Origin of the sequence: Nonomuraea terrae (assembly GCF_044465245.1) — a bacterium.
In the GTDB taxonomy this organism is placed as follows: domain Bacteria; phylum Actinomycetota; class Actinomycetes; order Streptosporangiales; family Streptosporangiaceae; genus Nonomuraea; species Nonomuraea terrae.
In genome coordinates this window covers 596,382-610,066 of the sequence record NZ_JBITLL010000005.1, presented here as the reverse complement: position 1 = coordinate 610,066, position 13,685 = coordinate 596,382, and the positions used below count along the sequence as shown (strand labels likewise).

14 protein-coding genes are annotated in these 13,685 nt (G+C 72.3%); 9 read left to right on the top strand and 5 right to left on the bottom strand.

Going from position 1 to position 13,685, the window contains the following annotated elements:
- Positions 1 to 34 precede the first annotated feature (34 nt).
- Positions 35 to 2,395, top strand: coding sequence for an aerobic carbon-monoxide dehydrogenase large subunit (gene cutA, locus ACIBP6_RS26590; protein ID WP_397056332.1), 2,361 nt, complete (start codon positions 35 to 37; stop codon positions 2,393 to 2,395).
- 29 nt (positions 2,396 to 2,424) lie between these two features.
- On the opposite strand, the gene ACIBP6_RS26585 is transcribed toward cutA, so the two are convergent.
- Positions 2,425 to 3,027, bottom strand: a complete 603-nt coding sequence (locus tag ACIBP6_RS26585; RefSeq protein ID WP_397056330.1) for a Dps family protein — start codon at positions 3,025 to 3,027, stop codon at positions 2,425 to 2,427.
- Between the two features lie 121 nt (positions 3,028 to 3,148).
- Here ACIBP6_RS26585 and ACIBP6_RS26580 point away from each other — a divergent pair, with 121 nt between their 5' ends.
- Entirely contained in the window at positions 3,149 to 4,165 is a 1,017-nt protein-coding gene (locus tag ACIBP6_RS26580; RefSeq protein WP_397056328.1) for a leucine-rich repeat domain-containing protein, read from the top strand.
- A 121-nt stretch (positions 4,166 to 4,286) separates the two neighbouring features.
- Positions 4,287 to 4,712 carry a hypothetical protein gene (locus ACIBP6_RS26575; protein WP_397056326.1) on the top strand — a complete coding sequence of 142 codons (426 nt, stop codon included), beginning with the start codon at positions 4,287 to 4,289 and terminating at the stop codon, positions 4,710 to 4,712.
- Between the two features lie 58 nt (positions 4,713 to 4,770).
- Here ACIBP6_RS26575 and ACIBP6_RS26570 read toward each other — a convergent pair whose 3' ends face one another.
- Both ACIBP6_RS26570 and ACIBP6_RS26565 read right to left on the bottom strand, forming a co-directional pair.
- The gene (locus tag ACIBP6_RS26570) at positions 4,771 to 5,877 is read right to left on the bottom strand and encodes a hypothetical protein (RefSeq protein WP_397056324.1); all 1,107 of its coding nucleotides are present in this window, start codon (positions 5,875 to 5,877) and stop codon (positions 4,771 to 4,773) included.
- Positions 5,870 to 6,478, bottom strand: coding sequence for an RNA polymerase sigma factor (locus ACIBP6_RS26565; RefSeq protein WP_397056322.1), 609 nt, complete (start codon positions 6,476 to 6,478; stop codon positions 5,870 to 5,872). Before ACIBP6_RS26565 ends, ACIBP6_RS26570 begins: the two co-directional genes overlap by 8 nt.
- A 269-nt stretch (positions 6,479 to 6,747) precedes the next feature.
- On the opposite strand from ACIBP6_RS26565, the gene ACIBP6_RS26560 reads away from it, so the two are divergent.
- Positions 6,748 to 7,110 carry a hypothetical protein gene (locus tag ACIBP6_RS26560; protein WP_397056320.1) on the top strand — a complete coding sequence of 121 codons (363 nt, stop codon included), beginning with the start codon at positions 6,748 to 6,750 and terminating at the stop codon, positions 7,108 to 7,110.
- A gap of 39 nt (positions 7,111 to 7,149) precedes the next feature.
- On the opposite strand, the gene ACIBP6_RS26555 is transcribed toward ACIBP6_RS26560, so the two are convergent.
- Positions 7,150 to 8,187 (bottom strand): LacI family DNA-binding transcriptional regulator, encoded by a 1,038-nt coding sequence (locus ACIBP6_RS26555; protein WP_397056318.1) that lies wholly within the window; start codon positions 8,185 to 8,187, stop codon positions 7,150 to 7,152.
- 102 nt (positions 8,188 to 8,289) lie between these two features.
- On the opposite strand from ACIBP6_RS26555, the gene ACIBP6_RS26550 reads away from it, so the two are divergent.
- Genes ACIBP6_RS26550 through ACIBP6_RS26530 form a run of 5 tightly spaced genes read left to right on the top strand, consistent with a single transcriptional unit; the run spans position 8,290 to position 12,819 of the window.
- On the top strand, positions 8,290 to 9,519 hold the full coding sequence (locus tag ACIBP6_RS26550; protein WP_397056316.1) for an amino acid ABC transporter substrate-binding protein: 1,230 nt from the start codon (positions 8,290 to 8,292) through the stop codon (positions 9,517 to 9,519).
- Complete coding sequence (locus ACIBP6_RS26545) at positions 9,516 to 10,394, top strand: branched-chain amino acid ABC transporter permease (RefSeq protein ID WP_223190327.1); 879 nt, start codon at positions 9,516 to 9,518, stop codon at positions 10,392 to 10,394. The genes ACIBP6_RS26550 and ACIBP6_RS26545 overlap by 4 nt, the downstream gene beginning before the upstream one ends.
- Complete coding sequence (locus ACIBP6_RS26540) at positions 10,378 to 11,367, top strand: branched-chain amino acid ABC transporter permease (protein WP_397056314.1); 990 nt, start codon at positions 10,378 to 10,380, stop codon at positions 11,365 to 11,367. The genes ACIBP6_RS26545 and ACIBP6_RS26540 overlap by 17 nt, the downstream gene beginning before the upstream one ends.
- Positions 11,364 to 12,095 (top strand): ABC transporter ATP-binding protein, encoded by a 732-nt coding sequence (locus tag ACIBP6_RS26535; protein ID WP_397056312.1) that lies wholly within the window; start codon positions 11,364 to 11,366, stop codon positions 12,093 to 12,095. The genes ACIBP6_RS26540 and ACIBP6_RS26535 overlap by 4 nt, the downstream gene beginning before the upstream one ends.
- Positions 12,088 to 12,819 (top strand): ABC transporter ATP-binding protein, encoded by a 732-nt coding sequence (locus ACIBP6_RS26530; protein WP_397056310.1) that lies wholly within the window; start codon positions 12,088 to 12,090, stop codon positions 12,817 to 12,819. The genes ACIBP6_RS26535 and ACIBP6_RS26530 overlap by 8 nt, the downstream gene beginning before the upstream one ends.
- Here ACIBP6_RS26530 and cydB read toward each other — a convergent pair.
- Entirely contained in the window at positions 12,804 to 13,682 is an 879-nt protein-coding gene (cydB, locus tag ACIBP6_RS26525; RefSeq protein ID WP_397056308.1) for a cytochrome d ubiquinol oxidase subunit II, read from the bottom strand. The genes ACIBP6_RS26530 and cydB overlap by 16 nt on opposite strands.
- Positions 13,683 to 13,685 lie beyond the last annotated feature (3 nt).

Sequence of the window (13,685 nt, the reverse complement as noted above, 5' to 3'; positions counted from 1 at the left end):
GGCCGTCCGGGGAGTCCGTGCGGTGGGAGGCGGCATGACGACGCGGTTGTTCGGGGAGCCGGTGCAGCGGCGGGAGGATCTGCGGTTGCTCACCGGACAGGGGCGCTACCTCGACGACCTCGGCCGCGACGCGCTGGCGGCGGCGTTCGTGCGCTCGCCGCACGCCCACGCCCGCATCCGCGACATCGACGTCGCGCCCGCCCTCGACGTCGAGGGCCTCGTCGCGATCTACACCTGGGAGGACCTGCCCGAGCGGGTCGGCAGGCCGCTGCCCCTGCTCATCCCGCACCCCGCCCTCACCCACGGCCGCACCGCCCATCCGCTCGCCCGCGACGTCGTCCGGCACGTCGGCGAGCCGGTCGTCATGGTCGTCGCCGCCGACCGGTACGCCGCCGAGGACGCCTGCGCGCTCATCGAGGTCGAGTACGAGTCGCTCAAACCGGTCGTCGGCCTGGAGGAGGCCGTCCAGGGCGCCAACCTCGTGCACCACGACGTGCCCGGCAACATCGGCGCCCACCTCGTCCAGGAGGTGCCCGCGGCCGACGGGCGCGGCGCCAGGGAGGCCATCGAGACCGCTCCCCACACGCTCGCCTTCCGGCTCGACATCGAGCGCAGCGCCAGCATGCCGCTGGAGGGCCGCGGCGTGTACGCCCGCTGGGACGGCCGTGACCTGCGCGTCTACTCCAGCACCCAGACCTCCACCAGCGTTCGCATGGCCGTGGCCGCCGCGCTCGACCTGCCGCTGCCGCAGGTCGAGGTGATCGCCCCCGACGTGGGCGGCGGCTTCGGCGTCAAGATCGTGCACCCGTGGCCGGAGGAGATCCTCGTGCCCTGGGCCGCCATGAGGCTCGGCCGCGAGGTCAAGTGGGCCGAGGACCGCAGGGAGCACTTCATCTCCTCCGCCCACGAGCGCGGCCAGGTGCAGTACGTGCGCGCCGGGTTCGACGACGACGGGCGGCTGCTGGGGCTGGAGGTGACGATCCTGCACGACCACGGCGCCTACACGCCGTACGGGATCATCGTGCCGATCGTCACCTCGACGCAGCTGCTGGGGCCGTACAAGGTGGGGGCCTACCGGGTCGAGTTCAGCTCCGTCTACACCAACACCGTGCAGGTCACGCCCTACCGCGGGGCCGGACGGCCGCAGGGCGTGTTCTGCATGGAGCGCACCATGGACAAGATCGCCCGCCACCTCGGGAAAGACCGCACCGAGGTGCGCGCGGCCAACTTCATCGGGCCGGAGGAGTTCCCGTACGACCAGGGGATGACGTTCCAGGACGGGCGGCCGCTGATCTACGACAGCGGCGACTACCCGGAGATGCTCCGCATGGTCAAGGAGCTCATCGGCTGGGACTCCTTCGAGCGGGCGCCCGGCCGCGGCATCGGGATCGGCTGCTACGTCGAGGGCACCGGGGTGGGCCCGTACGAGGGCGGCCACGTGCAGATCACCTCCGACGGGCGGGTGCACGTCTCCACCGGGCTCACCTCGCAGGGGCAGGGTCACGAGACCGTGTTCGCCCAGATCGCCGCGACCGAGCTCGGCGTGCCCATCGAGCGCGTCAGCGTCGTCACCGGCGACACCCGCAGGTTCGGCTACGCGGTGGGCACGTTCGCCTCACGGGCGGCCGTCGTCAGCGGCAACGCCATCGCGCTGGCCTGCCGGAAGGTCCGCGAGAAGGCGCTGCGCATCGCGGCCGACGCGCTGGAGGCCGACCCCGCCGACCTGGAGATCGCCGACGGGGTGGTGCACGTGGCCGGGACGCCGCGGGCGTCGATCCCGCTGTCCACGGTGGCGGTGCTGGCCAACCCGCTGCGCTACGCCTTCGACGAGGAGGCGGCCCGCGCCACGCAGTTCTCCGGCACGGCCGCGCCCGACCGCCCGCCCGTCGCCGAGGGCGAGGAGCCGGGGCTGGAGGGGCGCGACTACTACTCGCCGGTCCGCTCCACGTTCGCCGCCGGCATGCACGCCGCCGTCGTCGAGACCGACCCCGACACCGCCGAGATCAGGATCGTCCGGTACGCCGTCGTGCACGACTGCGGCAAGCTGATCAACCCCATGATCGTCGAAGGCCAGATCCACGGCGGGGTCGCGCAGGGCGTCGGCGGCGCACTCTACGAGCGCATGGTCTACGACCAGCACGGCCAGCTCGTCAACGCCTCGTTCATGGACTTCCTCATGCCGTACGCCACCGAGGTGCCCCGCGTCGAGACCGCCCACCTGGAGACGCCGTCGCCGCTCAACCCCCTCGGCATCAAGGGGGCGGGGGAGGCCGGCGTCATCCCCGTCTCGGCGGTCATCGCCTCGGCCGTCGAGGACGCCGAGGGCATCCCGATCGACCGGATGCCGATCTCGCCGTCCGACCTCTTCCACCTGCGGGCCGGACGGCGGCGCTGACCCCCGATCATGAGCCGGTCATGAGCCGGTCAGGAGTCGTGCGGCTCGACCAGCGGGGTGTCGACCAGATGCTCGATCAGGAACCAGCTCTGCAGCTCGTTGGTCCGGATGACGCTGGAGACCAGCAGGTCGTTGGTGCCGTCGTCACCCATCTCCGCCGTTCGGGCGGCCGCGTCGTGGGCGGCGATGAGGATGGTCTCGTGCGACTCGATCAGCCGCGAGAGCATCGCCGGCACCTCCTCGACGCCGTTCGGCGGACGCGGGATCACGGTGACCTCGGCCACGTGCCGGGGGTCGCCGATCGCGACGCCGCCGAGGGTCGCGACGCGCTCGGCCAGCATGTCGATCAGCTCCAGCTGCTCGCCGGCGTGCTTGTCGAGCAGCAGGTGGAGCTGGTAGAACGTCGGGCCGCGCATCATCCAGTGGTGCTTCTTGTAGTGGTTGTAGAGAATCTGGGTGTCGGCCAGGATCTGGTTGAGCCGCTGGCAGGAGTACTCCCGGGCGTCCCGTGAGAGACCGAGCGGGAACATCCGCACGGTGCCGAACTCCTGGATCTCCACGCCGTTCAGGTGCAGCCACGGCTGGCTGCCGGTCTTGGACCGGGGTGCCTTGGTGGAACGTTTGAATGCCACGCCCGTCTCCTTGGGACAGGTGAAACAGAAACATTCTGAAACCTCCCCGGTGGCACGCCAATTAGCGCCCTAAATCTGGACAAAAGGGCGTCAATCCCTCGCGTGTGCGATGATCGTCGCCATGCGCGCCCCCGGTGGCGGCCTGACCGCCTTCCCCGACGTCCCCGCCGGCACCCGGCTCATCGACCTGGCCTGGAACGACCTCGCCGAGGTGCCCGCCCGGGTGGCCGGGCTCACCGCGCTGGAGGAGCTGCGGCTCGACGGCAACCGCCTGCGGTCGCTGCCCGACCTGTCCGGGCTGACCGCGCTGCGCGCGCTCCACCTCGACGGCAACGCGCTGACGTCGTTCCCGAGCTGCCCGCCGCAGCTGGAGACGCTCTTCCTGTACGGCAACCGCGTCGCCGCCCTGCCCGACCGGCTCCCCGCGACGCTGCGGCACCTCGCGGCGGGCGCGAACGGCCTGACCGGGGTGCCCGCCTCGTTGTGGCGGCTGACCGGCCTCGAATCGCTCAACCTCGCCGAGAACGCCCTCACCGAGATCCCCGCCGCCGTCGGCGGGCTCACCCGGCTGCGCATGCTCGACCTCGGCCACAACCGGCTCACCGGGATCCCGCCGGAGCTCGGCGACCTGCCGCTCACCGACTACCTCTACCTGAGCGACAACGCGTTCACGCGGGTGCCCGACGCAATCGGGCGGCTGGACCGGCTCGCGTACCTCAACCTCACCCACAACCGCCTCGAGCGCCTGCCCGCCGCGCTCGGCGCCATGAGCGGGCTGGTGGAGCTGCGGCTCTACGACAACCGGCTGGAAGAGCTGCCCGAGACGATCGGCGGCCTGGCCCGGCTGCGCGAGCTGCACCTGCAGCGCAACCGGCTCACCCGGCTCCCCGACTCGATCGCCGGGCTGGGCGAGCTGCGCGTGCTCGACCTGCGCGGCAACCTGCTGCGCGCGCTGCCGGACGCGCTGCCGCCCCGGCTCACCCACCTCGACCTGCGCCAGAACCGGCTGCGCGAGCTGCCCGAGAGCCTGGCCGACCTGCCTGAGCTGGAGAAGCTCGACCTGCGGTGGAACAAGCTCGACGGCGATCCGGAGGTGCTCGGCCGGCTTCGCGCGCGCGGGTGCGTCGTCCTGCGCTGACCTCGCCGCGGACGCGAACCGTGGTGGTCGTCCGACCATCGACCCGCCCCTCGGCCACACCCGTTGGTAGTGAGGGACATGACGGATGAACCGGGCGCGATGGGGCTGCGTATCTTCGCGTATGACGACATTTCCGCGTGTGGTGGCGTTCACGCTGCTGGCCGGGCTCGTCGCCGGCTGTTCCTCCGGGGCAGGCTGGGGCGACTACGTCGCGGCGGGAGACAGCCGGCCGGTCGGCGCCGCTCCCATGACCGTCGAGCAGATCTCGGCCAAGGTCGGATGCGCGCCGAAGATGCAGGTCGACGCCGACGACATCCGTACGGCCTACTGCAAGACCGGCGCCGGGCAGTTCTTCGTCAACACGTTCAAGACCGAGGCGCTCAAGGACCAGTGGATGGACCAGGCGCCGGAGTACAACCCGCACCTGGTGGGGCCGCGCTGGACGGTGCTCGGGCCGCTCAAGGTGCTGGAGGCCCTGAAGGGGCCGCTCAACGGCGACCTGCACCTGACCGACCACCGCGTCTCGCAGACCCCGGCCCCGGGCTGACCGACCGCCATTCCACCGCCCACCGGCCGAGGCCGGGCGGCACCGTGCGGAAGGACGATCAGTCGTGGTGTGGTTCCGCGCTGGTCCAGCCCGCCGTGTAGACGTCGGTCTCCTCCAGGAGGGTGCCCGGCCCCAGCCCGCGGAAAGACCCCTCCTTGAGGATCATCCTTGAGCCGACGAGCCGGTAGGTCCCCGGCTCGAGGATGATCGTGTACTCGAAGGCGGCGCCGCCGTCCCGCATCGCGTCGTCCACGGCGACCGCGATCCCGCCACGGCCGTCGGAGGTCGTCACGCCCTTCTGGGTCCGTACAACGGGCAGGTCGGCGAGCAGACGGAACGTCGCGGCCCTCACCTCGGCGGAGGCCGCCTCGACCAGCAGGAAGGAGAAAACCCGCCGCGACTTCTCCGCCGCGCTCCACCCCTCGGCGCCCGGAGGGAAGAGCAGTTCTCGGAACCGGCTGGGATCCGCGGCCGTCGGCTCCTCGTCCTGCCGTTCGGCGGCCTTCGCCGCGTCCACCTCGCACCCTTCGGGGTCCCGCTGCTGGGCACAGATCCGGCTGACCATCCGCTCGGTGTCCTCCGGGGTGGTCCTCTGCTCCTTCCAGCCGGTGTCGGCGGGGCCGCCCGTGGCCACGTACCGGCCGTCGCGGTAGGTGAAGGACGTCGGCGAGCCCGCCCGTTCCCACGCCTGCCTGTCCTGCTGCGTCAGCGGGCGCGCGGGGAGCGCTCGCTGGAAGACCACGTGGGTGCCTTCCTTCGAGCGGGGGCTCCAGGCGTCCGTCTCGTGCGGGACGAGGATCGTGTACGGCTCGGCCCCCTCGACCAGGCCCGTGCGCGCCTCCACGGCGTGGCTCCGCCAGAAGCGTCCCTCCGGTTCCGCCTCCGTCCGCTCGGCCGCGGCGAGGAGGATCGTCCTGGCCGAGAGCTCCCCGCCGGGAGCCGGTGCAGCGGGCGGGCGGCCGACGCCGGTGGCCGTCAGGGTGACCGCGGCCGCCGCGGCGACGGCTCCGAGCGTCACGGCCCAGCCGCGCCACCGGGGACGGGCACGGACGGGGCCCGCGCCGTCGTCTGCCTCCAGCGCGAGCATCGCGCGGATGCCGTGCTGCAGCCGCGCGTCGGGCGTGATCTCGCCGTAGGCCTCACGCACCATCTTCAGGTCATCCACGGCCAGGGGTCCTTTCTGGGCTGCCGGGCTCCGCGTCGTGCATGGGGTTGGTGTCGCCGAGGGCCTCGCGCACCTTCTTCCTGGCGCGGTTCAGCCGGGATCCCACCGTCCCGTACGGGATGCCGAGTGCGGCGGCGACCTCCTCGTGGCTCAACTCCGCCAGCGCCACGAGCAGCAGCACGTCACGGTCGCCGTCGTTGAGCGAGGTGATCGCTTCGGCGATGGCCGGCTGCAGCCCCTGGGCCGTGACGCTGGTGACGACCCGGTTCTCCGGTCCCTCGACGGCGAGGTCGGGCGACTGACGGCCCATCGCCCGAAGGGCGCGCATCTCGGCACGGCGCTGCATGCTGATCAGGTTGGTCGCGATGCGGTACAGCCAGGTCCTGACGCCGCCGCGGGCGGCGTCGTAGCGCGACCTGTTACGGAACGCGGTGAGGAAGGTGTCGGCGACGACGTCCTCGGCGGCGCTCAGCCCCAAGCGGCTCGCCACGTAGCGGTGGATCTCGGCGAAGTGCGCGTCGAATATCGCGGCGAAGCGTTCGGGTTCGGCGGAGGAGAGCCGCAGCTCGGTGGATTCGTCCCTGCAGTGGGGGGCCGTCACGCAGGGGGCCTGGTCATCGGTCGCCTCTCGACGAGGTGGGCTATGTCAGTGTGTATAGTCCGATCTCCCGCGTCGCTTTCACGGCCTCCGGCGGGAAGCCCGCCCTCGAAGAGGCGGCCAGGTTCTCCAGATCGCGTAGAGCGGTCCGGGAAGTCGGCGATCTCGGCCGGCCCTGGCCGGTCAGCTGCGGGGCGGCTGGGGCAGCGCGGTCGTTCATGCTGGATTTCCGCGCGGTGAACCGCGGGCGGTGGCGGTGCGTACCTTCGCGCATGACGACATTTCCGCGCCTGGCCGCGTTCGTGCTGCTGGCCGGGCTGGCCGCCGGATGCGCGTCCGGGGCTTCCCCGGACGGGGCCGCGCCCACCGTCGAGCAACTGTCCGCCAGGGTCGGCTGCGCGCCGCGGATGCAGGTCGACGCCGGCGAGTTCCGTACGGCCTCCTGCAAGACCCCGGACGGCGAGTTCTCCGTCACGACCTTCACCAGCCGGGCCCGCCGGGACGCCTGGCTGGCCGCCGTCCCCGACGACAGCCCGCACCTGGCCGGTGACCTGTGGACCGTCATGTCCAGGCCCGAGGTGCTGCGGCTGCTGGAGGAGCGGCTCGGCGGCGACCTGCGCGCGGCCGGCCGCTGACCGTCGAACTCGTTTTCGGCGCTTTCGAACGGCGGCTCGTCAGCGCGGCGGGGCCGTCGAGGCCCTGACCACCAGCTCGTGCCGGGTGCGCCGGCGGCGCGGGCGTGCGGCCGGCGGCCGGAGCACCAGCTCCAGGGCCTGCCGGCCCATGGCCACCATGGGCAGCCGGATCGTGGTGAGCGCCGGGTAGACGTCACGCGCCACCGGCACGTCGTCGAACCCGGCCACCGAGATCTCCTCCGGCACCCGCCGCCCGGCGTTGAGCAGCCACGACAACGCCCCCACCGCCATCGGGTCGTTCAGCGCCACCACCGCCGTCAGCCCGGGATGGGCCCGCAGCAGCCGCGCGGCCGCCGCCGCGCCGCCCTCGCGGGTGAAGTCGCCGGGCGCCACCGGCACCGCCCGCCAGTCGAGCCCGGCCTCGCCGTACGCCGCGCGCAGCCCCGCCAGGCGGTCCTCGACCGTGGTGAGGTTGGCCGGCCCGCCGAGCACGCCCAGGCGGCGGTGGCCGAGCCCGAGCAGGTGACGCATGAGGGTGGCCGCGCCCGCGGCGTTGTCGGGCAGCACGGCGTCGACCGGCAGATGGTGACGGCCGATCACCGCGACCCGGCCGCCCGCCGCGGTGAACGAGCGCACCTCGGCCGCGATGTCCCCCTCCGTGCCCGCCTCGACGTAGCCGGAGCCGGCCAGCACGATCGAGGTCACCCGGTGCGCGCGCAGCGCCCGGATGCGGGCCAGCTCGGCGCGCGGGTCGCGTTCGGTCTGGCTGATCAGCGCCAGGTAGCCGCGGCTGTCGGTCTCGCGCAGCACACCGCGCGCGATCTCCCCGAAGTAGGGGTCGCCGACGTCGTGGACGACCAGCCCGACCATCGACGCCTGCCCGCCGGCCAGCGCCCGCGCGTGGCTGTTGGGGACGTAGCCCACCCGGGTGGCGACGGCCTGGACATGCGCCGCGACCTCGGCGCTCACGCCGGTGCTGCCGGTCAGCGCCCGCGAGGCCGTGGCCAGCGAGACCCCGGCGGCCTTGGCCACGTCGATCAGGCGCGGCGGGGACGGCGGGGAAGGTCGCTCTGCCATGCGGTGCGCACCCCCTTGTCCGGGGCTGAATCCCGTGTAATCGTAACCGAAAGCGCTTCCGAAAGCGCTTTCGCTCCGCCTCTTTCGACGGGGGTCCCCTCGATGGCACGAGTTCACCAGGTCCTGGCGATCATCTCCCTCTGCGCTCTGGGGCTGACCGCCTGCGCGAAGACCGACGAACCCGGCGCGGCGCAGTCGCCGGGACAGCAGCAGGGGGCGGTGCGCGTCGGCATCTCGCTCCCGCTCACGGGCGACTTCTCCGAGCCCGGCAAGGGCATCCAGGAGGGCTACCAGGTCTGGGCCGACCGGGTGAACGCCAAGGGCGGCCTGCTCGGCAGAAAGGTCGAGCTGCTCTTCCGCGACGACGCCTCCGACCCCAACCGGGTCAGCTCCGACTACGAGTCGCTCATCACGCAGGACAAGGTGGACCTGGTCTTCGGGCCGTTCTCCTCGCGGCTGGTGATCCCCGCGGCGAAGGTCGCCGAGTCGTACGACATGGTGTTCGTGGAGCCCGCCGGGGCCGCCGCGGAGGTCTTCGAGCAGGGGTTCACCCGGCTCTTCTACGCCGCGCCCGCCATCGCCGACGACCACTACAACTACCTGGCCGACTACCTCGTCAAGCTGCCCGCCGACCAGCGGCCGAAGACGGCGGCGTACGCGAGCCTGGACGACCCGTTCGCCCAGGGCACCGCGTACGGGCTGCGCGACAGGCTGGCCGCGGCCGGCATCGAGACCGTCGTGGACGAGGTGTACCCGCCCGAGACCACCGACTTCGCCCCCATCGCCGCCAAGATCGCCGCCGCGAACCCCGACCTGGTCGTGGGCGGCACCCAGTTCGAGGACGCCGTCGGCCTGGTGCGCGCGCTGCAGGAGCTGAAGGTGCAGCCCAAGCTCGCGGCCTTCTCGACCGGGCCGACGCTGCCGGAGTTTCCCGAGGCGGTGACGGGCGCGGCCGAGCACATCGTCTCGCCGGTCGGCTGGTCGGCCACCGCCGACCTCCCCGGCAACCAGGAGATGGTGGCGCGCTACAAGGAGATGTTCGGCGGCGAGCCCAACGAGGACGCGGCCAACGGCTACACCGTCGGCCAGATCATCGAGGCCGCCGTGGCCGCGGTCAAGTGCGCCGACCCGAGCAAGGCGTGCCAGGACAAGCTGACCCAGCACATCAGGCAGGCCACCTTCCAGACCGTCGTCGGGCCGCTGTCGTTCGACGACCAGGGCAGGCCGGAGCAGGCGCACATGATCCAGCAGTACGTCAACGGCAAGATCGAGATCGTCCTGCCCGAGCAGGCCAAGACCGCCGACCTCGTCTACCCGAAGCAGGCCTGGTGAACCTGATCCTGCAGGGGCTGGCCCTGGGCGTGCTGACCGGCGGGCTGTACGCCCTGCTCGCCTCGGGCCTGTCGCTGTACTTCGGCGTGATGCGGGTGGTCATGGTGGCCCACCCGGCGTTCCTGTTCCTGGCGGCGTACCTGACCTACACCGTGCACACGGCGTTCGGCGTGGACCCGTTCCTGGCGTTGCCGGTGACCGTGCCGGTGTTCTTCGCGCTGGGCGTGGCCGTGCAGCGGCTGCTCGTGGCCCGGCTCGCCCCCGACAACCTGGCCATGATGTCGGTGCTGCTCACCTTCGGCATCGCGCTGACCATCGAGGGGCTGCTCGGCACGTTCTACACCGGCTCCTACCGGTCGATCAGCATGGAGTACGCCACCCGGTCGCTCACCGTCGGCGGCGTGAGCCTGCCGTACGACCGGATCATCGCCTTCGCGGTGGCCGCGCTCACCCTGGGCGTGCTGTTCGCGGTGCTGGTCAAGAGCCGGTTCGGGCGGGCGTTGCGGGCCACGATCCAGCACCCGGAGGCGGCCCGGCTGGTCGGCATCCCGACCGGGCGCGTCGCCGGGTACGGCTTCGGCGTGGGCCTGGCCACCGCCGCCGTGGGCGGCACCGTGCTGGCGCTGATCACGCCGTTCTTCCCGGCCTCGCACTGGGTGTGGATCGGCAAGCTCATGGCGATCATCGTGGTCGGCGGGCTCGGCAGCGTGGTCGGCGCGGCGCTGGCGGCCGTGCTGCTCGGCGTGGTCGAGGGCCTCGTGCTGGTGACCGTCGACGCCACCTGGGCGACGATGATGTTCTACGTCTTCCTCTTCCTGACCCTGCTCGCGCGCCCCCAGGGGTTCTTCGGAGGCCGCCTTGCGCATCGCTTCTAGAGGGATCCCGCTGCTGCTCGCCGCGCTGGCGATCGCCTACCCGTGGCTGGTGCCCAACTACTACCTCGTGTACGCCGGCGCGCTGACCGTCATGTACGCCGCCATGGCCACCTCCTGGAACCTGCTCGGCGGCTTCACCGGCTATGTCTCGCTCGGCCACTCGGCGTTCTTCGGCCTGGGCGCGTACGGCACCGGGCTGCTCGTCACCCGCCTCGACGTGCCGTGGGTCGTGGCCCTCGTGGTCTCCGCCGTGCTGGTGACGGCGTTCGCGGCCGGGGTCGGCGTGGCGGCGGTCCGGGTGCGCGGCGCGTCGTTCGTGATCGTGTCGATCGCGCTGGTGTCGATGATGAACCTCGTCGTGCAGGGCTGGCGCTCGCTGACCGGCGGCTCCACCGGGCTCCAGGTGCCCTCGCCGTTCCCCGATCTGCACCGGGGCCAGACGCACATGGTGTTCTTCTACCTGTTCCTCGCCCTGCTCGCGCTCGCCCTGCTGGTGTGGTGGTACGTCTCCCGTTCCCGCTTCGGCGCGGGCCTGCGCGCCATCCGCGAGGACGAGGACAAGGCCGAGTCGCTGGGCGTGCCCACCGGGGCGTACAAGGTGACGGCGTTCTCCCTGTCGGCGTTGTTCGTGGCGCTGGCCGGCGGGCTGTACGCGCTCTGGTTCGGCAGCCTCGACCCGATCTTCGTCTTCTCCATCCTCATCGGCTCGTCCATGGTGCTCATGAGCCTGCTCGGCGGCGTGCGGCACCTGTTCGGGCCGCTGCTCGGCGCGCTCATCGTGGCCCCCGCGGGCGAGTACTTCCTCATCGCGCTCGGCGAGACGCAGATCCACCTCACCGCCACAGGGCTCGTGCTCGTGCTCGTCGTGTTGTTCATGCCGGACGGCATCCTCGCCCGGCTCACCCGCCGCCGTGCGGGGCCGTCGATCCACGACCAGAGCGCCGACCAGCGCCTGCAGGAGGTGACCCCGTGACGTCGCTGCGCACGGAGGGGCTGACGAAGGCGTTCGGCGGCGTGCGCGCCGTCGACGGCGTCACCGTCGAGCTGCGGGACGGCCTGATCAACGGTCTCATCGGGCCGAACGGCTCCGGCAAGACCACGTTCTTCAACATCGTCACCGGCATGATCCGAGCGGACACCGGGCGGGTCCTCTACCGCGACCGCGACATCACCCGGCACGCGCCGCACCGCGTCGCGCACGCCGGCATCGGCCGCACCTTCCAGCTCTGCCGGGTCTTCCCGCGGCTGACCGTGCTGGAGAACATGCTCGTCGCCGTCCGCCGCACCCGGCTGCGCGAGCTGCTGGCCGGCCTGCGCGACAAGGGCGAGGTCGAGCGGGCCCGCCACTGGCTGCGCCGCATGGGCATCGAGCACCTGGAGGACGCCGAGGCCCGAGACCTGTCGTACGGGCAGCAGAAGCTGCTGGAGCTGGCCGCCGTGCTCATGGCCGAGCCGGACCTGATCCTGCTCGACGAGCCGGCCGGCGGCGTCAACCCGGCGCTGATCGACCGGATCGCCGGCCTCGTCCGCGACCTCAACGCGGAGGGCCGCACGTTCCTCGTGGTGGAGCACAACATGGACCTCGTCATGGGCATGTGCGACCACGTGATCGTCTTCGACCGCGGGGCGCCCATCGCGGAGGGCCCGCCGTCCGTCGTGCGGGAGGATCCGCGGGTGCTGGAGGCGTATCTCGGTGTCTGAGCCCGTACTCGTCCTGGAAGACGTCGTCGCCGGGTACGGCAGGGCCGCGCCCGTGTTGCGCGGACTGTCGGTCACCGTGCGCGCCGGCGAGGTCGTCTGCCTGGTCGGCCCGAACGGCGCCGGCAAGTCCACCGTCCTCAAGGTCGCCAGCGGCCTGCTCGCGCCCCGCTCCGGCCGGGTGCTGCTGGCCGGGCGCGACGTGACCGGCCTTTCGCCGCAGAAGCTGCTCGGCCTCGGCCTCTCCCACGTGCTGCAGGGCCACAGCGTCTTCCGCGAGATGACGGTCGCCGAGAACGTCCGGCTCGGCGGCTACACCGTCCGCGACCAGGCCAGGCTCGACGCGCGGATCGCGGCCGTCAAGGAGTTGTTCCCCGTCGTCGCCGAGCGCTGGGGGAGCATGGCCGGGCTGCTGTCGGGCGGGCAGCAGAAGCAGGTCGAGTTCGCCCGCGCGCTCATGCTGGAGCCGGCGGTGGTGCTGCTCGACGAGCCCTCGATGGGGCTCGACCCGCGCAACACCCAGGTCGTCTTCGACCAGATCGACCTGATGCGCCGGGCCGGGGTCGCGGTGCTGCTGGTGGAGCAGAACGCGCGCAGGGCCCTGGAGACGGCCGACGTCGGCTGCGTGCTCGACCTCGGCCGCGTGCACATCTCCGGCCCCGCCCGCGAGCTGGCGGCCGATCCCCGTCTCGGCCGCCTCTACCTCGGCGGTCAGCCGGCCACCTGAACCCGCTTCCTGAACACCCAGTACGTCCACCCCTGGTAGACCAGCACGAACGGCAGCGTGATCAGCCCGATCCAGCTCAGCATCGTCAGCGTGTACTCCCCGGAGGCGGCCTCGGCCAGCGTCAGCCCCGGCAGCGGGCGCACCCGCAGCTCCATGAAGACCGCCACCGTGGCCAGCACGATCGCGCCCGCGGTGGCCGCGAACGCCCAGCCCTCCCGCCGCCGCCAGGTCAGCGCCGTCGCCGCCGCCAGCGCCGCCATGGCGGCCAGCGCCGGGAACGTGCCGAGGCCCGACAGGGCGGCCACCGCGATCGGGATGCTCACCCCGGCCGCCGCCAGGGCGGCGACGCGGGCGCGGCGGCGCACCGGGCCGGTGGTCTTCAGCGTCAGGAAGACGGCGCCGTGCAGCGCGCACACCGCGAGCGTGAACGCGCCGCCCAGCAGGGCCGCGGGCGCGCCGCCGAAGAGCAGGCCGGCGAAGACCGCGCCCCACAGGAACGCGGGCAGCGCGCTGCCCACCACGATGCCGAGGTCGCACCAGAGCGGACTGGCGACCTTGCCGCGCCACTCCAGCCCGACGCCGCGCATGATCAGCCCGGCCAGGATCAGCGTCACCGGCAGGTAGAACCCGCTGAACATGCCCGCGTACCAGGCCGGGAACGCGGCGAACATGGCGCCGACCGCGGTGATCAACCACACCTCGTTGCCGTCCCACACCGGGCCGATGGTCTGCAGGCTCGCGCGCTGCTCGGCCGGCGTCCTGCTCACGACGGGCGCCAGCATGCCGACGCCGAAGTCGAAGCCCTCCAGCACGAAGTAGCCGGTCCAGAGGAAGGCGATGATGACGAACCACAACTCGATCATGGG

Bases quoted from the DNA above. Each gene is read 5' to 3' on its own strand.
- cutA (WP_397056332.1), top strand. From the start codon at position 35: ATGACGACGCGGTTGTTCGGGGAGCCGGTGCAGCGGCGGGAGGATCTG.
- ACIBP6_RS26575 (WP_397056326.1), top strand. From the start codon at position 4,287: ATGACGACATTTCCGCGTGTGGTGGCGTTCACGCTGCTGGCCGGGCTC.
- ACIBP6_RS26550 (WP_397056316.1), top strand. From the start codon at position 8,290: ATGGCACGAGTTCACCAGGTCCTGGCGATCATCTCCCTCTGCGCTCTG.
- cydB (WP_397056308.1), bottom strand. From the start codon at position 13,682: ATGATCGAGTTGTGGTTCGTCATCATCGCCTTCCTCTGGACCGGCTAC.
- ACIBP6_RS26580 (WP_397056328.1), top strand. From the start codon at position 3,149: ATGCGCGCCCCCGGTGGCGGCCTGACCGCCTTCCCCGACGTCCCCGCC.
- ACIBP6_RS26560 (WP_397056320.1), top strand. From the start codon at position 6,748: ATGACGACATTTCCGCGCCTGGCCGCGTTCGTGCTGCTGGCCGGGCTG.
- ACIBP6_RS26555 (WP_397056318.1), bottom strand. From the start codon at position 8,187: ATGGCAGAGCGACCTTCCCCGCCGTCCCCGCCGCGCCTGATCGACGTG.